This window comes from Priestia sp. KCTC 13724 (assembly GCF_056820425.1).
In genome coordinates this window covers 66,411-87,383 of record NZ_JBXDLD010000072.1, presented here as the reverse complement: position 1 = coordinate 87,383, position 20,973 = coordinate 66,411, and the positions used below count along the sequence as shown (strand labels likewise).

Here is a 20,973-nt window from a genome sequence, read left to right as displayed (position 1 = left end):
AGGTGCATGACATTGTCGACGAAAAGGTCTACGCCAGATTTTTTTCTTATAATCGTTACACTATCACTTTTAACGATTGGGCTTATTATGGTTTACAGTGCAAGCGCAGTATGGGCTACATATAAGTTTGAGGATTCATTCTTTTTTGCCAAGCGTCAGCTTTTATTTGCTGGGTTAGGTATATGCGCTATGTTTGTCATTATGAACATTGACTATTGGACATGGCGAACGTGGTCCAAAACGCTTGTCATTATTTGTTTTGTACTATTAATATTGGTTTTAATTCCGGGTGTAGGTTTGGTAAGGAACGGTTCTCAAAGTTGGATTGGGGTAGGCGCTTTTTCAATTCAGCCCTCGGAATTTATGAAATTTGCAATGATTACCTTTTTAGCCAAATATTTATCGGAAAATCAAAAGAACATAACATCCTTTAAAAAAGGGATGGTACCAGCTTTATCTTTTGTGTTCCTGGCTTTTGGTATCATTATGCTTCAGCCAGATTTAGGAACAGGAACAGTACTAGTGGGAACATGTATCGTTATGATTTTTGTCTCAGGGGCTCGTATTAGTCACTTTGTAGGCCTGGGTTTACTTGGCATAGGAGGATTTGTTGTACTTGTATTATCTGCTCCTTATCGAATTAAACGAATCACTTCGTTTTTAGATCCATGGGAAGATCCGTTAGGAAGCGGCTTTCAAATTATTCAGTCCTTATATGCAATTGGGCCAGGAGGACTTTTAGGATTAGGGTTGGGGCAAAGCCGGCAGAAGTTTTTCTACTTACCAGAGCCTCAGACAGATTTTATCTTTGCAATTCTGTCAGAAGAGCTTGGTTTTATCGGAGGCTCATTGGTTTTAGTACTATTTAGCTTGTTATTATGGCGTGGTATACGAGTAGCGCTAGGTGCGCCCGATCTATACGGTAGTTTCTTAGCACTTGGGATTATTTCAATGATTGCCATTCAGGTTATGATTAATATTGGAGTAGTAACTGGATTGATGCCAGTTACCGGTATTACACTGCCGTTTCTAAGTTATGGAGGTTCTTCACTGACTTTAATGCTTGCTGCAGTAGGAGTATTGCTGAATGTTAGTCGCTACTCTCGCTATTAAAGATACCATATTAACTTAACGATAAACCTAATGATAAACCGTCAATGAAACCTATGAAAAATAGGTTTCATTGACGGTTTATTTTGTTTCTTTACAGGTGTATGATATTTTTGAATGAAATGTTTTAAAAATGTAATGTTGTCATAACCAAATCTACTGTCAACTATGATATGATGTGAAAGATTGAGTATTTTTTATCATAAGCTAGCAAATCCTGTTTACATAGGTTATTGCATGAAATATATTAAAACAATTGATAAAATAATATTGAAAGCTTCACTAAAATCTAAAATAGACGTACATTCTTTAGGTGAATGTCATACGATAAATAAATGTAATGATGGATGACAACAGTAAAAATGGTTAGTAGGAGGTTCTTATGGAAGCGTTAGTAAAAGAATTAATGGAATTAAATATTGGAAGAGTTCGTGAAAATGAACCGTTGTCCAAACACACAACAATGAAGATTGGTGGACCTGCCGATGTACTTTTGGAACCAAGCTCTGTAGAAAATCTAAAAATAGCAATGGACATTATTCGTAAACATAACGTGAAGTGGAGAGCTATTGGACGCGGCTCTAACCTATTGGTATCGGATAAAGGAATTGAAGGTGTTGTCATTAAGTTAGGAGCAGGACTTGATGATTTACAAATTGACGGAGAGCGCGTTACAGTAGGGGGAGGCTACCCTAGCATTAAACTTGCTACTGTTATTACAAAGCAGGGTTTATCAGGCCTTGAGTTTTCAAGTGGTATTCCAGGTTCAGTGGGCGGTGCAGTCTACATGAATGCAGGTGCTCACGGTTCTGATATGTCACAAATACTAGAAAAAGCGTATATTTTATTTGAAGACGGAACGTTAGAATGGCTTTCAAATAAAGAGATGAAGTTTTCTTACCGCAACTCAATTTTACAAAAAGAGCGCCCAGGGGTTTGCGTGCAGGCAGTTCTACAGCTAAAGAAAGGAACTCGCGATGAAATCGTAGGAGTTATGCAAAAGAACAAAGATTATCGTCGTGAAACACAGCCTTGGAACTTCCCTTGTGCAGGTAGTATTTTCAGAAACCCACTACCAAACTATGCGGGAGATCTAATTGAGAAGTCTGGCTTAAAAGGTTATTCAATTGGTGGAGCCCAAATTAGTGAAATGCACGGTAACTTCATTGTAAATACGGGTAACGGCACGGCAAGCGATGTCTTGGCATTGATTGATCATGTGAAAAAAACAATCAAAGAACGCTTTGACATTGACATGCATACAGAAGTAGAAATAATAGGTCGTTAATAACAAAACGATGCAAAAACTAAGGGGATGTACCTTGATTCTATGCTATAATCAAGGTATTCTAACAAGAAAATGGGAAAATGAGTGAGGGAAAGCAGGGCGCTTTCTCAACAGGGTAAGGGTGAAACAAAATGGATAAAGATAAAAGCAAGTTAATTGTTCTTGAAGATCGCGTGCCTAAGCTCAAAGAGCAGCGTAAGCATAAAACAAATAGGCGGCTTATCTTTTATTTATCACTCTTTTTCATCCTTATTCTATTCATTGTATATTCGCAATCATCCCTAAGTAATATTTCAAAAATTGAAGTTATAGGGAACGAATATGTGGGTAGTAAGGATGTTATAAAAGCAAGCAACCTAACAACTAAAACAAGCTATTGGGAAGTCGATAAAGATCAGGTAAGCGAGCTGGTAGAAAAGCATCCTGAAATTCAAACAGCGACGATTATTAAAAGCTTTCCTAATAAGGTAACAATTAAAGTGAAAGAATACGAGCGCACAGCATACGTATTTTCAAACGGTACATATTTCCCCGTCAATGAAAATGGAAAAGTTCTTAAAGCAATCGAAAGTAGCGAAATGATATCAAGTGCTCCTTTGCTTGTAGAATGGAATGACCCAGAAGCTATTCAAGAGATGGTACAGGAATTAGCCAAGACGCCGGTAAGCCTTGCAAGTTCTATTTCAGAGATTTACTATATGCCTACTAAAGCAGAACCTCTCCAAGTTGAAGTGTTTATGAACGATGGTAGAGAAGTGAGTGCAAAGATAAAAAATTTCTCGGAAAAAATTGTGTACTATCCAGCTATTGTAAAAGAGTTAACGCCAGAACAACAAGGCGTAATTGATTTGGAAGGAAACTCTTTTACACCCTATAAGAAAAATGAACACAAAAGCGGTGAATAGCCGTCAACCCTTTCGTTTGATGGCTGTAGCAGCGAGTGCAGAACGTGATATAACCTTAATATGTTAAAAAAGATAACATAATTAGAGAAACGTTGAAATTTCGCTTTTCTAGCTTTCATTCATGGTGTAGACTTATAGTTATAGTAAATAGTTATTCTATGAAAAAATATACGTTCGGTATAAAAACGTATTTGAATCAATTAATTGAATGAAATTGAAAGACTAACATGAAAAAGTCGAAAAAAATTGAATTTACAAAAGGGAAAAAGCTTAGTTTGTTGAATATTTTCATATAATAAAAGCTAAATCGAAAGTTTGTTGTTCTTCTGACGTCAAAGTAGTAAAGATGTGTAGAATGTAAAAGGAGGTGCCAAAGAATGAACAGCAATGAAATATACGTTAGTTTAGACATCGGTACATCCAGTGTGAAAGTAATCATCGGAGAGATGAGTAACGATTCATTGAATATCATTGGTGTGGGGAATGTAAAGTCACACGGGTTAAAAAAAGGTTCTATCGTTGATATAGACGCAACAGTTCAATCAATTAGAAAAGCAATAGAACAAGCTGAAAGAATGGTTGGCATTACAATTAAAAAGGTAGTCGTGGGCATTAGTGGGAACCATGTGTTTCTACAAGATTGTCACGGTGTCGTGGCGGTATCAAGTGAAAATCGTGAAATTGCTAATGAAGATATTCACCGAGTAATTGATGCAGCACAAGTTATGTCCATTCCACCTGATTGTGAAATCATTGATGTTATTCCGAAGCAGTTTATCGTAGATGGATTAGAGGGAATTAATGATCCTCGTGGGATGATTGGCGTACGCTTAGAAATGGAAGGCACAATTATTACGGGGTCTAGAACGGTGTTACATAACTTATTACGCTGTGTAGAGAGAGCCGGTTTAGAAATCAGTGATATTTGCTTACAGCCACTTGCCTCTGGTTCAATTGCTTTGTCTCGCGATGAAAAAAACCTAGGAGTTGCACTGGTTGATATCGGCGGAGGCTCTACTACTATTGCTATCTTCGATCAAGGGCATTTAAAAGTGACGACCGTAGTAGCAATTGGTGGAGAACATATTACAAAAGACTTATCAATTGGGCTTCGAACATCAACAGAAGATGCAGAAGCTATTAAAATTAAGCATGGACATGCTTTCTATGACCATGCATCAGAAGAAGAGGTATTTAGCGTACCTATTATTGGTAGCGATCAGCACCAGCAGTTTAATCAACTCGAAATCTCTGATATTATCGAAGCTAGATTAGAAGAGATCTTTGAGATGATAACGCAGGAAGTGAACCGTTTAGGATACAAAGATATTCCTGGTGGTTTTGTTCTAACAGGTGGTGTTGTAGCAATGCCAGGCATTTTAGAGCTAGCACAAGTTGTGTTAAAAAACAATGTGCGCATTGCTGTACCTGATTATATTGGAGTTCGTGAGCCGCATTACACAACGGGTGTAGGTCTCATTAAGTTCGCTTATAAAAATGCAAAAATTCAAGGGCGTGAAATTGGAGCCCCAGTTGTGGAAGAGCAAGTGTTTGAGGAAGAGTTTGTTCCAGCAGCGAAACCTCAGCAGCAACAAGCGCAGCCACAGCAGTCAAATGAGAAGCCAAAAAAGAAAAATGACCAAAATTTAATGAAGAAGTTTTTTGGATACTTCTTTGATTAACGTTACGGATTGGTAATTTCGATGAATTAGGAGGAACTATCATGTTGGAGTTTGATACAAGTGTAGACCAATTAGCAACGATAAAAGTAATCGGTGTAGGGGGCGGCGGTAACAACGCAGTAAACCGTATGATTGAACACGGTGTTCAAGGCGTAGAGTTTATTGCGGTTAACACAGATGCCCAAGCGTTAAATTTATCAAAAGCAGAAACAAAAATGCAAATCGGCGCTAAGCTTACTCGCGGTCTTGGTGCTGGAGCCAATCCGGAAGTAGGAAAAAAAGCAGCGGAAGAAAGTAAAGAACAAATTCAAGAAGCTTTAAAAGGTGCAGATATGGTGTTCGTTACTGCAGGTATGGGTGGTGGAACAGGAACTGGTGCTGCTCCTGTTATTGCTCAAATCGCAAGAGAACTCGGCGCTTTAACAGTAGGCGTTGTCACACGTCCGTTCACATTTGAAGGGCGTAAACGTTCTACGCAAGCAGCTGGTGGTATCGCTTCTATGAAAGAAGCTGTCGATACGCTAATCGTTATTCCAAACGATCGCTTATTAGAGATTGTAGATAAAAACACGCCAATGCTGGAAGCATTCCGTGAAGCAGATAATGTGCTACGTCAAGGTGTACAAGGTATCTCTGATTTAATCGCGGTACCTGGACTTATTAACTTAGACTTTGCTGATGTAAAAACAATTATGTCTAACAAGGGTTCTGCTTTAATGGGAATCGGTATTGCAACAGGCGAAAATCGTGCGGCTGAGGCAGCCAAAAAAGCTATTTCAAGTCCATTACTTGAAACGTCTATTGACGGTGCTCAAGGTGTACTGATGAACATTACAGGTGGAACAAACTTAAGCCTTTATGAAGTTCAAGAGGCGGCTGACATTGTTGCTTCTGCATCAGACCAAGAAGTAAACATGATTTTCGGTTCTGTTATCAATGAAAACCTGAAAGACGAAATTGTTGTTACTGTTATTGCAACAGGCTTTAGTGATCAAGACCTGTCTCAAGGTAAGCCAGGACGACCATCTTTAACAGCTAACCGTGTGCAGCAACAGCAACAGCCTGTGGCTCCGCCAAAGCGTGAAGTGAAGCGTGAAGAGCCTGTTCAACAAGAATATTCTCGCCCAACGCAGCCTCAATCATCAGATGATGCTTTAGATATTCCAACGTTCTTACGTAACCGAAATCGTAGACGCTAAAAAAACGTGCTGATCTTAAAAGAGATCAGTGCGTTTTTCTTTTTTCTTTATTCTTTGCTCAATAGATAAAGAATGACAAATATCGGATTATTTCCTCAAAAATACTGCTTGTTTCCCCCCATGAAATGACAGACTTTCTACTAGATTATGCTTTATACTAATTTTTAACAAAAGAGATTAAGAGGAATGGAGAGGTTCAATCAGTGCCAATCTATTTAGATTTAATCTGGATTCTTAATTTTGGATTAGATACAATTTTGTTGCTTTTATGCGCAACGGTTTTAAAGCGGCAGTTTAAATGGTGGCGACTGTGCTTAGGGGGATTTATTGGCTCTTTAATTGTACTTCTTATGTTTACTCAATTTTCTGATATTATGCTGCATCCCGCAGTTAAAATTCTGTTCTCTCTCATTATGGTGTTAGTAGCTTTTGGGTATAAGCGTCTTCGCTTTTTTATTGAAAACTTATTAACATTTTATTTTTCAACGTTTGTCGTAGGTGGTGGGTTAGTAGGAATTCATTTTTTGTTTGATCAACAATATTTGCTGGTAGATGAAATGGTGAGTACACAGCCACAGTTTGGAGACCCTATCAGCTGGTTATTCGTATGCTTAGGCTTCCCTATTCTAGCCTACTTCTCAAAGGCTAGAGTTGAAGATATGAAGATGAAAAACATTACGTTTGATCAGCTAGCGGATGTGAAGATTAGTTTAAACGGTGTAGAAATTCATACAAAAGGTCTTATTGATAGCGGTAACCAGCTTGTTGATCCATTAACGAAAACACCTGTTATGATTGTTGCAGCATCCTTACTTGAAGAAGTCCTTCCTTCCTCGCTGCTTCAATTAAGTAAAAATGTCCAATCATTTTCGCATGATGAGGATATTGATCATGACTGGTATGCGAGGGTGAGATTTGTGCCGTATAGAAGTGTCGGACAGTCTAATCAGCTATTGTTGGCTCTAAAGCCAGATCATGTAACCATTGTTCATAACTCCCAAGAAATTCATGTTGAAAAGGTGTTGGTTGGAATTAGCCATACAACATTATCGGTTGAAGGACAATATGAATCAATTATTCATCCTAAGCTATTAGTCATTGGAGAAGTCAGCTCAGCTTCTTAATTTGAACAAAAATAAAAGGGGGAAATTGAATGTCTACATATCGTATTCGGCTACAGTTATGGTGGTACAAGTTATTAATTAAATTAAAAATTAAAACAGATGAAGTATATTATATTGGTGGGAGCGAAGCATTACCGCCACCTCTAACAAAAGATGAAGAAGAAGTGTTACTGAAAAAACTTCCTTCTGGTGATGAAGCAGCAAGATCTTTACTAATTGAGCGAAACTTACGCCTAGTTGTCTATATTGCACGTAAATTTGAAAATACGGGGATTAATATTGAGGACTTAATTAGCATTGGGACAATAGGCTTAATAAAAGCAGTAAATACATTTAATCCAGAAAAGAAAATCAAACTAGCTACGTACGCATCGAGATGTATTGAAAATGAAATCCTCATGTATTTAAGACGAAATAACAAGATTCGTTCAGAAGTTTCGTTTGATGAGCCGTTAAACATTGATTGGGATGGGAATGAGCTTTTACTTTCGGATGTAATGGGAACGGAAGAAGATATCATTACAAAAGACTTAGAAGCGAATGTAGATAGGAAGCTGTTATTAAAAGCTTTACATCAACTTAATGATCGTGAAAAGCAAATTATGGAGTTAAGATTTGGATTAGCAGGTGGGGAAGAGAAAACGCAAAAGGATGTAGCGGATATGCTTGGTATTTCTCAATCGTATATTTCACGATTAGAAAAGCGAATTATTAAAAGGCTCCGAAAAGAATTTAATAAAATGGTGTAACAAAATGCGGTAACAAGTAGGCGTTCTGACTCTGCTGTTACCGCATTTTGTTTCAGGAATAAAATGTAAGAATTTTGAATGTGCATATTTTTTCCTTTCAAGGAGATACTGAACTCAGAACATCATCTCCTGTGAGGAGGGAAAGAATTGACAAGAAATAAAGTAGAAATTTGTGGAGTAGATACTTCAAAGCTTCCTGTATTGAAGAATGATGAGATGCGCCTTTTATTTAAGGAGCTGCAAGCTGGTGATGAAACCGCTCGTGAGAAGTTAGTGAGTGGTAACCTACGTCTTGTTCTAAGTGTAATTCAGCGTTTTAATAATCGCGGAGAATTCGTTGATGATTTATTTCAAGTGGGTTGTATTGGCCTCATGAAATCTATTGACAACTTTGATTTAGGACAAAACGTAAAATTTTCTACATATGCTGTTCCGATGATTATTGGAGAAATTCGCCGCTACTTGCGAGACAATAACCCAATTCGGGTATCAAGATCATTAAGAGACATTGCATATAAGGCACTCCAAGTTCGAGAAAGATTAATGAGTGAAACATCAAAAGAGCCAACTGCAGAAGAAATAGCCAAAGTATTAGAAGTTCCACATGAAGATATTGTATTTGCGTTAGACGCTATTCAAGACCCAGTATCATTATTTGAACCTATCTACAATGATGGAGGAGATCCTATTTATGTGATGGATCAGCTTAGTGACGAGCGAAATCGCGATTCTACTTGGATTGAAGAAATAGCCTTACAGGAAGGGATGCGTCGACTAAATGAGAGAGAAAAACTAATTTTACGAAAACGCTTCTTTCAAGGAAAGACTCAAATGGAAGTGGCTGATGAAATTGGGATTTCACAAGCACAGGTATCTCGTTTAGAAAAAGCAGCCATTAAACAGATGAATAAGAACATTCAAAGCTAATATTTTTGGCTTCATACGTATGATAAACCGCCGCATGGATCAGTCTGTGCGGCGGTTTGTTTGATAGAAGAAAAAGCGCGTAAAATTACCGTTTCTTTCATGAAATCACTCAAGTTTAAATATACATATACAAAGAGATTTCTACGTTTTTTAAAATAACGTGTTGGCTAAGAGAATAGGGGGAATAGGGATGTTAAAGATTTCTGAATTTCAAATTAAAGATGTGGTTAACGTAGCAGACGGCAAGCGCCTTGGACATGTAGGAGATATTGATATTGATTTAGCCACTGGTAAAATTCAAGCGATTGTCATTGGGAACTCAAGAATGCTTGGTTTTTTTGGGAAAGAAGAGGAAATTGTCATTCCGTGGCGAAATATCGTAAAGATTGGTTCTGACGTTATTTTAGTACGCTATAAAGACAGCTACGAACTTGAAGAGAATTAATGTATTTTTATAAACAGCTATTCTCAATCTGTGGTACAATATTTGAGAACAATAGATAAAGGGTGTGTCACATACATGAATAAAGCTGCTTTTACAAAAAGCCATCATGAATCGTTTATGTGGCTTCGTCCGTGGATGGATGAAAATAGTCAGCTGTTAAGTGGCTTTACGACTAAAAACGGTGGAATAAGTGAGCCTCCGTTTACTTCATTCAACCTTGGACTGCACGTACATGACAACAAAGAACACGTTATTTTAAATAGAGAACTATTAGCTAACCATCTAAATATGCCCTTATCGAATTGGGTTTGCGCTGAACAAGTACATAATTCGGTTGTACAAAAAGTAACGCGTAAGCAATCAGGAAAGGGAATGCATGCTTATGAAGATGGAATTGCACAAACAGATGGAATTTATACAAATGAATCAAACGTCTTGTTAGCACTATGCTATGCAGACTGTGTACCTCTATATTTTTATGCTCCAAATCATCATATGGTAGGGCTAGCTCATTCTGGATGGCAAGGAACAGTTAAAGATATTGCGGGTGAGATGATTCGAAAATGGGTACAGGAAGAGCAAATACTCGTTGAAGATATTTATGCTGCTGTAGGGCCAGCGATTGAATCATGCTGCTATATTGTCGATGACCGCGTCATTTCAGCAGTGAATGAAGTAGCGTCGTCAGCGGACGTATATGTGCAAATTTCTCCGAATCAATATCGACTAGATTTGAAAAAACTAAACGTTTATTTGATGAAAAAAGCTGGTGTTAATGAAGCAAATATTATCGTTTCATCCCATTGTACAAGCTGTGAAGATGATCTATTCTTTTCGCATCGTCGCGATCAAGGTAAAACCGGTCGTATGTTTAGCTTTATAGGTTTTAAGGAGGATTGACTACATAGTGACAGCAAGCGTAGCAAGCAATTTAGAACAAGTAAAAGAACAAATTAACCTAGCCTGTGAGAAGGTAGGGCGTCACCCAGAAGAAGTAAGGGTTGTAGCCGTAACAAAATACGTTTCTACTGAGCGCGCACAAGAGGCCGTAGAAGCAGGCCTTATACATCTAGGAGAAAATCGTGATGAGGGCATGACGGAGAAGTATGAGGAAATTGGTGACAAGGCCACATGGCACTTTATTGGAACGCTCCAAACGCGTAAAGTGAAAAATATTATCAATCAAGCATCGTATATTCATTCGTTAGATCGTTTATCGCTAGCAAAAGAGATTAATAAGCGAGCGAGTAAGCCAGTAAAATGCTTTGTACAGGTAAACGTTGCGGAAGAAGAATCTAAGCATGGGCTATCAGCAGATGAGGTTGTTCCATTTATTCAAGCATTAGAGGAATACCCAAATGTTCAAGTTGTTGGGTTAATGACAATGGCTCCTCATACGGACGATGAGAAGGTATTAAGAAATTGTTTTAAAGGTTTAAAAAAGCTACAGCAAGAAATTCAAACTCTTAATTTACGCTATGCTCCTTGCCAAGAGCTTTCAATGGGAATGTCAAATGATTACCAAATTGCTATTGAAGAAGGAGCAACATTTATTCGATTAGGAACCACACTGGTTGGTTAAGAACGTTAAGGAGGTGTCAGGCGATGAGTATGAAGAATCGTTTTAAAAATTTTTTTGCCATGGATGATGAGACAGAAGAGTACGTAGAAGAACGATATGAACAAAAAGAATATGACAATGAACCTGCTGCTGTTCAACCTTCTAAGACGCAAAAGCAAGTTAGCAGTCAGCAGCAACAGCAAAATGTTATAAGTTTGCAAAGCGTACAAAAATCATCGAAGATGGTCTTATCTGAACCACGCGTTTATGCCGAAGCCCAAGATATTACCGATCATTTAAAGAACCGCAAAGTCGTTGTTGTCAATTTACAGCGAATTCAGCGTGATCAAGCAGTAAGAATAGTCGACTTTTTAAGCGGAACGGTTTATGCTTTAGGTGGTGACATTCAAAAAATCGGAACCGATATTTTTTTATGTACGCCAGACAATGTCGATGTTAGTGGTAGCATTTCAGATATGCTCACTGAACATGAAACAAGCAACGTAAAGAGGTGGTAACCGTATATGGAAATCGTACTTAGGATTTTGCTTCAGTTAATCGAGATTTATTCATGGGCGCTCATTATTTACATTTTTATGTCATGGGTTCCCGACATTCGCGCATCTCGATTTGGACAAATGCTGGGAAGCATTTGTGAACCTTACCTTGAGCCGTTTCGACGAATCATTCCTCCGCTTGGAATGGTTGATCTCTCACCACTGGTAGCTATTCTTGTGTTACGCTTTGCAAGTGGTGGACTCGTATCGCTATTTAGAATGTTAGGGTTCATATAAAAAGGAATCATTTGATTCCTTTTTTACATACGAGCAAGGAGAGTAGACATGTCTATTTATCAACATTTTCGAGAAGAAGAACGAGCATTTATTGACCTCGTATTAGAGTGGAAAGAAGATGTTCTTAATCAATATAGTCCAAAGCTGACGGACTTTTTAGACCCACGCGAGCAGCAAATTGTTTCAGCTATCATTGGAACAGAAGGAGAAGTGCTTGTTTCGTTTGACGGTGGAAGTGAACAAGGAGAACGAAAGCGAGCGCTTTTATATCCTGATTATTATGAGGTGGGAAATGAAGATTTTCAACTGAGCTACTACGAGCTGCACTATCCTAGTAAATTTGTTACGGTTGAGCACCCTCAAGTGTTAGGAGCATTAATGTCGCTTGGGTTAAAACGGTCAAAGTTTGGTGATGTTTTGGTACAAGATGAGCGCATACAGCTGGTTATTGCCGATGAAATATCTTCTTACGTGGAAGCAAACTTCACGTCAGTGGGTAAAGCCAAAATATCTCTTGTAAAAAAAGACCGCACAGAGTTACTTCAAGTTCAAAGTGAATTTCAGGAAAAAACGTATACTGTATCATCCATGCGGTTAGACGTTTTACTATCTACCATTTACAATTTATCTCGTCAAAAGGTGCAGCCGTTTATTGGAAGTGGAGCGGTAAAAGTAAATTTTAAAACGGTTGAACAGCCTTCTTTTGAGTGCAAAGCAGATGATATACTTTCACTAAGAGGTTTTGGTCGAAGTAAAGTTATATCAGTTGAGGGGAAAACAAAAAAAGATAAGTGGCGAGTAATTGTAGGGAAACAACAATAACAAAAATTGTAAGCAGGAAACAAAAAAAATATGTCGAATATTCCATTACAAACAATGTAATGAGACAACGTGGAGGTGGCCTACATGCCTTTAACCCCTTTAGATATTCATAACAAAGAATTTAATCGTGGGTTTCGTGGATATGATGAAGACCAGGTCAATGAATTTCTTGACCAAGTAATTAAGGATTACGAATTAATTATTCGTGAGAAAAAAGAATTAGAAGCGCGAGTAACTGAGCTTACTGAAAAGGTAGGGCATTTTACTAACATCGAAGAAACGCTGAATAAATCAATTTTAATTGCTCAAGAAGCAGCAGAAGACGTAAAGCGAAACGCAGAGAAAGAAGCGAAGCTAATTGTAAAAGAAGCGGAAAAGAATGCTGACCGCATTATCAATGAAGCTTTATCAAAGTCTCGTAAAATTGCGATGGATATTGAAGAGACCAAAAAGCAGTCAAAAGTATTCCGTACGCGTTTTAAAATGTTAATTGAAGCCCAGTTAGAAATGTTAAACAGTGATGATTGGGATCAATTAATGGACTATGAAATGCCTGCGTTAGAAGAAAAAATTGACTAGTCAAGACAGAACCTTGACTTCTTTCGTTTTGTTGTCATATAATTTGGTAACAGATGAAATTTCATACGTATAGTACGGAGATAGGGACAGTAGTTTCTTACATGATTACGTTTAGCGAACCGAGGAAGGTGAGAGCTCGGTCTAATCTAAGAAACGAATATCACCCTGGAGTATTGCTGCTGAAACGAAGTAAGCAGCGACGTGTTATTCACGTTACGAATGCTGAGAGGACAAATGGAAGTGCTGTTTGTCTACAAGGGTGGTACCGCGGGAGACCTTCTCGTCCCTTTTTGGGATGAGAAGGTCTCTTTTTGTTGTAGCTATATACGGAATGAAATTTACGATTTTATGGAGGTTAGAACTTTGGAATATAAAGATACGTTATTAATGCCGAAAACAGAATTTCCGATGCGTGGAAATTTACCAAATCGTGAGCCACAAATGCAAGAAAAGTGGGCGGGAATGGACATTTATGCAAAAGTTCAAAAGCGTACAGAAGGTCGTCCATTATTCGTGTTACATGATGGCCCTCCTTATGCAAATGGTGATATTCATATGGGGCATGCACTGAATAAAATCTTAAAGGACTTTATCGTTCGCTATAAATCCATGTCAGGTTTTTGTGCCCCTTATGTACCTGGTTGGGATACGCACGGTTTACCGATTGAAACAGCTTTAACAAAGAATAAAAAAGTCAACCGTAAAGAAATGAGCGTTGCTGAGTTCCGTAAGCTTTGCGAACAGTATGCATGGGAGCAAGTGGAAGGTCAACGTGAACAGTTCAAACGTTTAGGTGTGCGTGCTGATTGGGATAACCCTTATGTGACGCTTCAGCCTGAATACGAAGCTCAGCAAATTAAAGTATTTGGAGATATGGCGAAAAAAGGCTATATCTACAAAGGACTAAAACCAGTTTATTGGTCTCCATCTAGTGAATCAGCGTTAGCAGAAGCTGAAATTGAATATTATGATAAGCGCTCTGCGTCTATTTACGTGGCGTTTAATGTAAAGGATGGTAAAGGCGTAGTGGAAAGTGATGAGAAATTTATCATCTGGACAACAACGCCATGGACAATGCCGGCAAACTTAGCTATTGCTGTAAACCCAGAGCTTCAATATAGCGTAGTGGCCGTAGATGGTGCTAAATACATCGTGGCATCAGAACTTGTTGAGACCGTTGCAAAAGAGATTGAATGGGTTGAATATGAAGTAGTGCGTACTATGAAAGGTGCTGAACTTGAGCACGTAGTAGCAGAACATCCAATTTACAAGCGTGATTCTCTACTCGTTTTAGGTGACCATGTTACAACTGATGCGGGTACTGGGTGTGTTCATACGGCTCCAGGACACGGGGAAGATGACTTTATTGTGGGTCAAAAATACGGTTTAGGTGTACTTTGTCCAGTTGACAGCAAAGGTCATATGACAGAGGAAGCGCCTGGATTTGAAGGCTTATTCTATGATAATGCGAACAAGGCCATTACTGAAAAGCTTCAAGAAGAAGGCGCCCTGTTAAAGCTATCATTCATCACGCATTCATATCCACATGACTGGCGTACGAAAAAGCCGACAATTTTCCGTGCAACAGCGCAATGGTTTGCATCAATTAAAGACTTCCGTAAAGAGCTATTAGAGGCAGTAGAAAAAACACAGTGGGTTCCTGCTTGGGGCGAAACTCGTCTTTACAACATGGTTCGTGATCGTGGAGACTGGTGTATTTCTCGTCAACGCGCATGGGGCGTACCAATTCCTGTGTTTTATGCTGAAAATGATGAGCCGATTATTACGGATGAGACAATTGAGCATGTATCAGAGCTGTTCCGTCAGCATGGTTCAAACGTATGGTTTGAGCGTGAAGCAAAAGATTTATTACCGGAAGGCTTTACTCATCCTGGTAGTCCAAACGGTCATTTCACAAAAGAAACGGATATTATGGACGTATGGTTTGATTCTGGATCTTCTCACCAAGCTGTACTTGAAGAGCGTGAAGGGTTACAGCGTCCGGCTGACCTTTATCTAGAAGGGTCTGACCAATATCGCGGTTGGTTTAACTCAAGCTTATCTACAAGCGTTGCTGTAACGGGTGAAGCACCTTATAAAGCCGTTTTAAGTCATGGTTTTGCTTTAGATGGTGAAGGTCGTAAAATGAGCAAATCACTTGGTAACACGGTTATTCCAGCTAAGGTTATGAAACAGTTAGGTGCAGATATTCTACGCTTATGGGTAGCGTCTGTTGACTACCAGGCAGATGTACGCGTATCTGATAACATCTTGAAACAAGTAGCTGAAGTATATCGTAAAATTCGTAATACGTTCCGCTTTTTATTAGGAAACCTAGCAGATTTCAATCCACAAACGGATGCGATTTCAGTAGATCAGCTTCGTGAAGTAGATCGTTACATGCTAGTTAAGCTCAATAAATTAGTGGATAAAGTGAAGAAATCATACGATGCATATGAGTTCTCAAGTATTTATCATGCAGTTCATAATTTCTGTACGATTGATATGAGTTCGTTCTATTTAGATTTTGCAAAAGACGTATTATATATCGAAGGTGCAAACAACGTAGAGCGTCGTAGCATTCAAACCGTTCTTTACGAAACGCTACTATCTCTAACAAAGTTAGTATCTCCAATCCTTTCTCATACAGCTGATGAGGTATGGGTTCATATTCCAAACGTAGAAGAAGAAAGCGTCCAGCTAGTTGATATGCCAGAAGTGAAAGAAATTGCTGGTGCAGATGAGCTCGAGAAAAAATGGGATGCGTTTATGGAACTCCGTGACGAAGTGTTAAAAGCACTTGAACAGGCTCGTAATGAAAAGGTAATCGGAAAATCTCTTGAAGCTAAGTTGACTCTATATCCAAACGCTGAGACGAAGCAATTGTTAGCGTCTATCTCAGAAAACGTAGGTCAATTGTTTATCGTTTCAGGCTTAGAGGTTGCTGGTGACGTAGCAGATGCGCCGGAAACTGCACAGCGCTTTGAGCACGCAGCAATCGTTGTGACACCTGCTGAAGGAGAAAAATGTGAACGTTGTTGGACAGTTACAACAACAGTTGGTTCAGACTCAGCTCATCCAACATTATGTGCAAGATGTGCAGATGTGGTGAAAACGAACTACGTTCAGCAGTAAAGCGGAAAAAGAGGCTGGGACATAAGTAATTCAGCCAATGATAAACCTGAACGATTGAGAGTTTCTCACTTTTAATCGTTCAGGTTTTTTTGATTGTGAAAATAATGTTGGAAACAGGGTGGAATGGAGCGTAGGACACTCGACTCCTGCGGGAAAGAGAGGGAAAACGGAGATCCCGCAGCGCAGTGAGGAAGCTCAGGTTCCTCCCCGCGGAAAGCGAGTGACCGTAGCGCAATGGAACGAACGTGTTGAGACAAACTAAAGAGATGGGAACAGCTAGTGTTCGTCTTTTAGAAGCAATCATTTTGTTATGTCCCAAACTCTTTTTTGGGAAAAAAGACTGTACGAAATTCCCAACACGTATTGTTATGAGGTTTTTGAAGGAAGGAAAAACTTGTCGTGTTGCAATCGTCTCAATATCGGTAACGATAAAATCAATAAGATTGATTTCATCGATAAGGAGGCGGTTTAATGTACGAGCAGTACCTTTCAATTGGACAAGAACTATCAGTTATAAAGGAAGAACTACAAGAACGCCTAATTCAATATGATGGTAATACGAATGAGATGAAATATGAACCCTATAAAGAACGATACGTTATTGATATGATTAAAGCAGATTTAAAAGATGTAGAGCGAGCTTTAGCAAAGCTTGATGTCGGAGCGTTTGGAATCGATGAAAATACGGGGGAACAAATGTGTATTCACAAATTAAAAGTCATCCCAACCGCCAGAACGGAACAAGATTTATTTGTTTTATGGTAAGAAGCGAGAAAAAATATAAAATATATGCTAAAATGCTGTAGTATGGATTCGTTTGACTTTACGGCAGGAGGAAACGGCTTTGTTTTATTATATGATTGCTTTGGCTATTATTATTTTTGACCAGTTAACAAAGTGGATTGTAGTTAAAGAAATGGAACTTGGTGAAAGTATTCCGGTTATTGACAACTTTTTGTATATTACTTCACATCGAAATAGAGGAGCAGCTTGGGGCATTTTACAAGGACAAATGTGGTTTTTTTATGTTATCACCATTATTGTTGTCATAGGGCTTATCGTGTATATTCGGAAGATAAATAAAGCGGATAAGTGGCTTGGAGTAGCGCTTGGACTGATGTTAGGTGGAGCAATAGGGAACTTTATTGACCGTGTTTTTCGCCAAGAAGTGGTGGATTTCGTTAATACATACATTTTCACATACGATTTTCCAATCTTTAACGTTGCAGATTCAGCATTGGCAGTTGGTGTTGGTATTATGTTTATCCTCACGTTATTTGAAGGAAAGCAAAAGAAGGAGAGCACGAAAGAATGAGCGTAGTTGAAATTGTTATTGAAGAAGGACAAAAAAGTGAACGTATCGATAAGGTATTAGCAACTGCTAATACAGAATGGTCACGTTCACAGGTTCAGCAGTGGATTAAAGATGAGTTTGCAAAAGTAAACGGCGATACGGTAAAAGGAAACTATAAATGTAAAGTTGGGGACGTTGTTACATTAGAAGTGCCTGATTTAAAAGAACCGGACATTGTTGCCGAAGAAATGGACCTAGATATTTATTATGAAGATGAAGACGTGCTAGTCGTAAACAAGCCTAGAGGTATGGTTGTTCATCCAGCTCCAGGTCATTATACTGGGACCCTTGTAAACGGCTTAATGGCTCACTGCAAAGATTTATCTGGCATTAACGGAGTAATGAGACCAGGGATTGTACACCGTATTGATAAAGATACGTCTGGACTGCTAATGGTGGCAAAAAATGATATGGCTCATGAATCACTTGTAAATCAGCTCGTTGCTAAAACAGTAACGCGACGTTACAAAGCGATTGTACACGGCGTTATTCAACATGATCATGGTACAATTGATGCACCAATTGGCCGCGATAAGCAAGAGCGTCAAAGTATGACTGTTACGGATGATAGATCTCGCGATGCCGTAACGCATTTTACAGTATTGGAACGCTTTAAAGATTTTTCATTAGTGGAGTGTAAGCTTGAAACGGGAAGAACGCACCAAATTCGCGTTCACATGAAGTACATTGGTTTTCCTCTTGCAGGAGATCCAAAGTATGGGCCAAAAAAGACGCTTCCTATTGAAGGACAAGCCCTTCATGCTGGAGTGTTAGGTTTTGTTCACCCTCGTACAAACGAATATATTGAGTTTGAAGCACCTGTACCAAAAGTATTTGAAGAAATGCTGGAGCTACTTAAAAAAAGAAGTTGACAAGAAGTAATGAAACTGTCATACTGTAGATAACTTAATGAGAACCTTTAAAGACAGTCCCGTGAGGCTGAGAAGGAAACGTACAAAACGTGGGTTTTTTTATACCCTTTTCTACAGATAAACGTAGGCGTTTTAATCCTCTCACCTTAGCGGTAGAGGATTTTTTTATGTCATAATTGGGGTGAAGAACAGATGAATGTAAAAGCAACTGTACTAGATGACCAAGCAATTCGTCGCGCATTAACAAGAATCGCGCATGAAATTATTGAAAAGAATAAAGGCATTGATAACTGCGTGCTTGTTGGAATTAAGACACGCGGAATTTATATAGCAAAGCGTCTAGCTGAGCGCATCGAACAAATTGAAGGAAAAACGCTACCGGTTGGAGAGCTAGATATTACGCTTTATCGAGATGATTTATCAAAAGTAACGAATAACGATGAGCCGCTTGTAAAGGGGTCGGATATCCCGACGGATATTACAAGCAAGAACGTCATACTGGTTGATGACGTATTGTACACGGGTCGTACGGTTCGTGCAGCGCTGGATGCGCTCATTGATATCGGCAGACCCGAGCTGATTCAGCTGGCTGTGCTTGTGGATCGAGGCCATAGAGAGCTTCCAATTCGTGCAGACTACGTGGGGAAAAACGTACCAACAGCGAAGTCAGAAAAAATTGCCGTTCAGTTAGCAGAAATTGATGAACTGGACCAAGTAGCTATTTACGAAAAATAATATACACGCCCTTTTAAACGGTAGTCCCGTGAGGCTGCAAAAGGGGGAAACACTGCGTGAAGCGAATGATTCGTCATGTTGCTTCATGCTGTGGAAACCTCTTTGCGCACTTGTGTAAAGAGGTTTTTTTATGGGCGTAAAAGGAGAAGAGAAGAATGAAACAACAGATTGTACTTGATATACACGATCGACCAAGTCCGGTAAAATGGTTAGCCCTTAGTATTCAGCACCTGTTCGCGATGTTTGGAGCGACGATTTTAGTTCCGTTTTTAGTAGGATTAAGCCCGGCAGTAGCACTTGTATCAAGTGGAGTGGGGACACTGGCATTTCTACTGATTACAAGAGGGCAAGTACCCGCTTACCTTGGGTCATCCTTCGCGTTTATCGCACCAATTATTTCAGCGAAAGCAACGCTTGGACCTGAACAGGCCATGGTCGGTTGTTTCCTAGCAGGGCTAGTATACGGAATTGTAGCCCTTGTTATTAAAGGAACAGGAATTAACTGGGTTATGAAGCTATTGCCACCGATTGTAGTAGGGCCCGTTATTATTGTGATTGGCTTGGGCTTAGCTAACACGGCTGTAAGCATGGCGATGAATGATGCTGATGGGAATTATAGCAGTCAGTACCTGCTTGTCGCGCTTGTTACGCTCGCTATTACGGTTATTTGCTCAGTATACTTTAAAAACATAATTAGCTTGATTCCAATCTTCATTGGAATTGTTGGTGGCTATCTGTTTGCCTATACACAAGGCTTAGTAAGCTTAAAAGAAGTAAAAGAAGCACCATTCATTGCAGTCCCAGATTTTTATATCCCATTCGTGTCCTACACGCCATCGATTTCGCTAGGCATCATTCTAGTAATGGTTCCTGTAGCGGTAGTGACGCTTTCAGAACACATTGGACATCTGCTTGTGCTAAATAAGATTGTCGATCGTAACTACATCGAAAAGCCAGGTTTGCATCGTACGGTGTTAGGTGATGGAGTTGCAACGATGCTTGCAGGTTTAATGGGAGGTCCTCCGAATACAACATACGGTGAAAACATCGGCGTACTTGCAATTACAAGAGTGTTTAGCGTTTTTGTGCTAGGAGGAGCAGCGGTCATCGCCATCTTGTTTGGATTTAGTGGAAAAGTGACAGCGCTGATTTCGAGCGTACCTTCACCAGTCATGGGCGGTGTATCAATCCTCTTGTTTGGAATTATTGCCGCATCAGGACTGCGCATGATGGTTGACGGACAGGTTGACCTTGGAGATAAACGCAACTTAGTCATCGCATCCATCATTCTCGTATTGGGAGTTGGAGGAGCACACCTGGAGCTTTCTGAACAAGTACAGATCGATGGAATGGCACTTGCAACTATTGTAGGAATCATCTTAAACCTTGTACTACCAAAATCGAAAGAGCAGGAAGCTGTGACTTCAGAAGTAGAAGAAGTACAAGAAAATCAAAAAATTTCATAAACGCCTTTTAAAAGAAATCCAGAGAGGTTTCCAAGGGTGTAGTACAGCGCGTCAAAGACGATGCTTGTTTTCTCACACCCTTTCTATATCAAGAAAGGGTGTTTTTTATTCCACTTACACTGCTAAATAACGTTTAACAAGTTTAACTAACAATCAGTAGAGATGAAGAAAGTCTTCACTGATGGAAGTTCAATTTTATAAAAAGTGAATGAGATGAAACAAAATG

Annotated in this window: 22 protein-coding genes and 1 other annotated feature; all 22 genes read left to right on the top strand. The window is 39.2% G+C overall.

The features are described 5' to 3' along the window. The first annotated feature begins 6 nt into the window (after positions 1-6). The 22 genes from spoVE to AC1UFB_RS10295 all read left to right on the top strand — a co-directional run bounded on the left by spoVE (position 7) and on the right by AC1UFB_RS10295 (position 20,747). On the top strand, positions 7-1,113 hold the full coding sequence (gene spoVE / locus AC1UFB_RS10400) for a stage V sporulation protein E (RefSeq protein WP_061784804.1): 1,107 nt from the start codon (positions 7-9) through the stop codon (positions 1,111-1,113). 379 nt (positions 1,114-1,492) lie between these two features. After that, a complete protein-coding gene (gene murB / locus AC1UFB_RS10395) occupies positions 1,493-2,398 on the top strand; it encodes a UDP-N-acetylmuramate dehydrogenase (RefSeq protein WP_025908841.1) in 906 nt (301 codons plus the stop codon). Between the two features lie 131 nt (positions 2,399-2,529). After that, a complete protein-coding gene (locus tag AC1UFB_RS10390; protein ID WP_328100692.1) occupies positions 2,530-3,303 on the top strand; it encodes a cell division protein FtsQ/DivIB in 774 nt (257 codons plus the stop codon). Between the two features lie 377 nt (positions 3,304-3,680). Beyond that, a complete protein-coding gene (gene ftsA / locus AC1UFB_RS10385; RefSeq protein ID WP_482589145.1) occupies positions 3,681-4,985 on the top strand; it encodes a cell division protein FtsA in 1,305 nt (434 codons plus the stop codon). Positions 4,986-5,026: 41 nt separating this feature from the next. Beyond that, a complete protein-coding gene (gene ftsZ, locus AC1UFB_RS10380; protein WP_025908844.1) occupies positions 5,027-6,184 on the top strand; it encodes a cell division protein FtsZ in 1,158 nt (385 codons plus the stop codon). A 203-nt stretch (positions 6,185-6,387) separates the two neighbouring features. Then, positions 6,388-7,308, top strand: coding sequence for a sigma-E processing peptidase SpoIIGA (spoIIGA, locus tag AC1UFB_RS10375; protein ID WP_025908845.1), 921 nt, complete (start codon positions 6,388-6,390; stop codon positions 7,306-7,308). Between the two features lie 29 nt (positions 7,309-7,337). Beyond that, positions 7,338-8,057, top strand: a complete 720-nt coding sequence (gene sigE, locus AC1UFB_RS10370) for an RNA polymerase sporulation sigma factor SigE (RefSeq protein ID WP_025908846.1) — start codon at positions 7,338-7,340, stop codon at positions 8,055-8,057. A gap of 147 nt (positions 8,058-8,204) precedes the next feature. Further along, positions 8,205-8,984, top strand: a complete 780-nt coding sequence (gene sigG / locus AC1UFB_RS10365; protein ID WP_025908847.1) for an RNA polymerase sporulation sigma factor SigG — start codon at positions 8,205-8,207, stop codon at positions 8,982-8,984. A 190-nt stretch (positions 8,985-9,174) separates the two neighbouring features. Further along, complete coding sequence (locus AC1UFB_RS10360) at positions 9,175-9,429, top strand: YlmC/YmxH family sporulation protein (protein WP_025908848.1); 255 nt, start codon at positions 9,175-9,177, stop codon at positions 9,427-9,429. Between the two features lie 75 nt (positions 9,430-9,504). Next, positions 9,505-10,329, top strand: a complete 825-nt coding sequence (gene pgeF, locus AC1UFB_RS10355; RefSeq protein WP_482589142.1) for a peptidoglycan editing factor PgeF — start codon at positions 9,505-9,507, stop codon at positions 10,327-10,329. 7 nt (positions 10,330-10,336) lie between these two features. After that, positions 10,337-11,011: a YggS family pyridoxal phosphate-dependent enzyme gene (locus tag AC1UFB_RS10350; RefSeq protein WP_100346900.1), complete on the top strand. Its 675-nt coding sequence runs from the start codon at positions 10,337-10,339 to the stop codon at positions 11,009-11,011. 23 nt (positions 11,012-11,034) lie between these two features. Next, the gene (locus tag AC1UFB_RS10345; RefSeq protein WP_078989341.1) at positions 11,035-11,508 is read left to right on the top strand and encodes a cell division protein SepF; all 474 of its coding nucleotides are present in this window, start codon (positions 11,035-11,037) and stop codon (positions 11,506-11,508) included. A 6-nt stretch (positions 11,509-11,514) separates the two neighbouring features. Next, positions 11,515-11,784 carry a YggT family protein gene (locus AC1UFB_RS10340; protein WP_100346901.1) on the top strand — a complete coding sequence of 90 codons (270 nt, stop codon included), beginning with the start codon at positions 11,515-11,517 and terminating at the stop codon, positions 11,782-11,784. Between the two features lie 48 nt (positions 11,785-11,832). Continuing rightward, the gene (locus tag AC1UFB_RS10335) at positions 11,833-12,606 is read left to right on the top strand and encodes a YlmH family RNA-binding protein (RefSeq protein ID WP_061784808.1); all 774 of its coding nucleotides are present in this window, start codon (positions 11,833-11,835) and stop codon (positions 12,604-12,606) included. A gap of 84 nt (positions 12,607-12,690) precedes the next feature. Further along, positions 12,691-13,185, top strand: a complete 495-nt coding sequence (locus AC1UFB_RS10330; protein ID WP_061784809.1) for a DivIVA domain-containing protein — start codon at positions 12,691-12,693, stop codon at positions 13,183-13,185. A gap of 68 nt (positions 13,186-13,253) precedes the next feature. Next, positions 13,254-13,476 (top strand) — a binding site (T-box leader). Positions 13,477-13,548: 72 nt separating this feature from the next. Then, on the top strand, positions 13,549-16,320 hold the full coding sequence (ileS, locus tag AC1UFB_RS10325; RefSeq protein ID WP_061784810.1) for an isoleucine--tRNA ligase: 2,772 nt from the start codon (positions 13,549-13,551) through the stop codon (positions 16,318-16,320). 118 nt (positions 16,321-16,438) lie between these two features. Then, positions 16,439-16,582: a hypothetical protein gene (locus AC1UFB_RS10320; protein ID WP_156413476.1), complete on the top strand. Its 144-nt coding sequence runs from the start codon at positions 16,439-16,441 to the stop codon at positions 16,580-16,582. A 209-nt stretch (positions 16,583-16,791) separates the two neighbouring features. After that, a complete protein-coding gene (locus tag AC1UFB_RS10315) occupies positions 16,792-17,085 on the top strand; it encodes a conjugal transfer protein TraR (protein WP_025909059.1) in 294 nt (97 codons plus the stop codon). Between the two features lie 79 nt (positions 17,086-17,164). Then, positions 17,165-17,635 carry a signal peptidase II gene (lspA, locus tag AC1UFB_RS10310; protein WP_328100917.1) on the top strand — a complete coding sequence of 157 codons (471 nt, stop codon included), beginning with the start codon at positions 17,165-17,167 and terminating at the stop codon, positions 17,633-17,635. Next, a complete protein-coding gene (locus AC1UFB_RS10305; RefSeq protein ID WP_025909057.1) occupies positions 17,632-18,546 on the top strand; it encodes an RluA family pseudouridine synthase in 915 nt (304 codons plus the stop codon). Before lspA ends, AC1UFB_RS10305 begins: the two co-directional genes overlap by 4 nt. Before the next feature lie 192 nt (positions 18,547-18,738). Beyond that, a complete protein-coding gene (gene pyrR, locus AC1UFB_RS10300; RefSeq protein ID WP_328100916.1) occupies positions 18,739-19,281 on the top strand; it encodes a bifunctional pyr operon transcriptional regulator/uracil phosphoribosyltransferase PyrR in 543 nt (180 codons plus the stop codon). Positions 19,282-19,436: 155 nt separating this feature from the next. After that, positions 19,437-20,747, top strand: coding sequence for a uracil-xanthine permease family protein (locus tag AC1UFB_RS10295; protein WP_061784609.1), 1,311 nt, complete (start codon positions 19,437-19,439; stop codon positions 20,745-20,747). Positions 20,748-20,973: the final 226 nt, after the last annotated feature.

What these genes read in the sequence shown, in the direction of transcription:
- AC1UFB_RS10295 (WP_061784609.1), top strand. Translation starts at nt 19,437, where the DNA reads ATGAAACAACAGATTGTACTTGATATACACGATCGACCAAGTCCGGTA.
- ftsZ (WP_025908844.1), top strand. Translation starts at nt 5,027, where the DNA reads ATGTTGGAGTTTGATACAAGTGTAGACCAATTAGCAACGATAAAAGTA.
- pyrR (WP_328100916.1), top strand. Translation starts at nt 18,739, where the DNA reads ATGAATGTAAAAGCAACTGTACTAGATGACCAAGCAATTCGTCGCGCA.
- AC1UFB_RS10335 (WP_061784808.1), top strand. Translation starts at nt 11,833, where the DNA reads ATGTCTATTTATCAACATTTTCGAGAAGAAGAACGAGCATTTATTGAC.
- AC1UFB_RS10305 (WP_025909057.1), top strand. Translation starts at nt 17,632, where the DNA reads ATGAGCGTAGTTGAAATTGTTATTGAAGAAGGACAAAAAAGTGAACGT.
- AC1UFB_RS10330 (WP_061784809.1), top strand. Translation starts at nt 12,691, where the DNA reads ATGCCTTTAACCCCTTTAGATATTCATAACAAAGAATTTAATCGTGGG.
- AC1UFB_RS10360 (WP_025908848.1), top strand. Translation starts at nt 9,175, where the DNA reads ATGTTAAAGATTTCTGAATTTCAAATTAAAGATGTGGTTAACGTAGCA.
- murB (WP_025908841.1), top strand. Translation starts at nt 1,493, where the DNA reads ATGGAAGCGTTAGTAAAAGAATTAATGGAATTAAATATTGGAAGAGTT.
- sigE (WP_025908846.1), top strand. Translation starts at nt 7,338, where the DNA reads ATGTCTACATATCGTATTCGGCTACAGTTATGGTGGTACAAGTTATTA.
- pgeF (WP_482589142.1), top strand. Translation starts at nt 9,505, where the DNA reads ATGAATAAAGCTGCTTTTACAAAAAGCCATCATGAATCGTTTATGTGG.
- spoVE (WP_061784804.1), top strand. Translation starts at nt 7, where the DNA reads ATGACATTGTCGACGAAAAGGTCTACGCCAGATTTTTTTCTTATAATC.
- ftsA (WP_482589145.1), top strand. Translation starts at nt 3,681, where the DNA reads ATGAACAGCAATGAAATATACGTTAGTTTAGACATCGGTACATCCAGT.
- AC1UFB_RS10340 (WP_100346901.1), top strand. Translation starts at nt 11,515, where the DNA reads ATGGAAATCGTACTTAGGATTTTGCTTCAGTTAATCGAGATTTATTCA.
- AC1UFB_RS10390 (WP_328100692.1), top strand. Translation starts at nt 2,530, where the DNA reads ATGGATAAAGATAAAAGCAAGTTAATTGTTCTTGAAGATCGCGTGCCT.
- AC1UFB_RS10345 (WP_078989341.1), top strand. Translation starts at nt 11,035, where the DNA reads ATGAGTATGAAGAATCGTTTTAAAAATTTTTTTGCCATGGATGATGAG.
- AC1UFB_RS10315 (WP_025909059.1), top strand. Translation starts at nt 16,792, where the DNA reads ATGTACGAGCAGTACCTTTCAATTGGACAAGAACTATCAGTTATAAAG.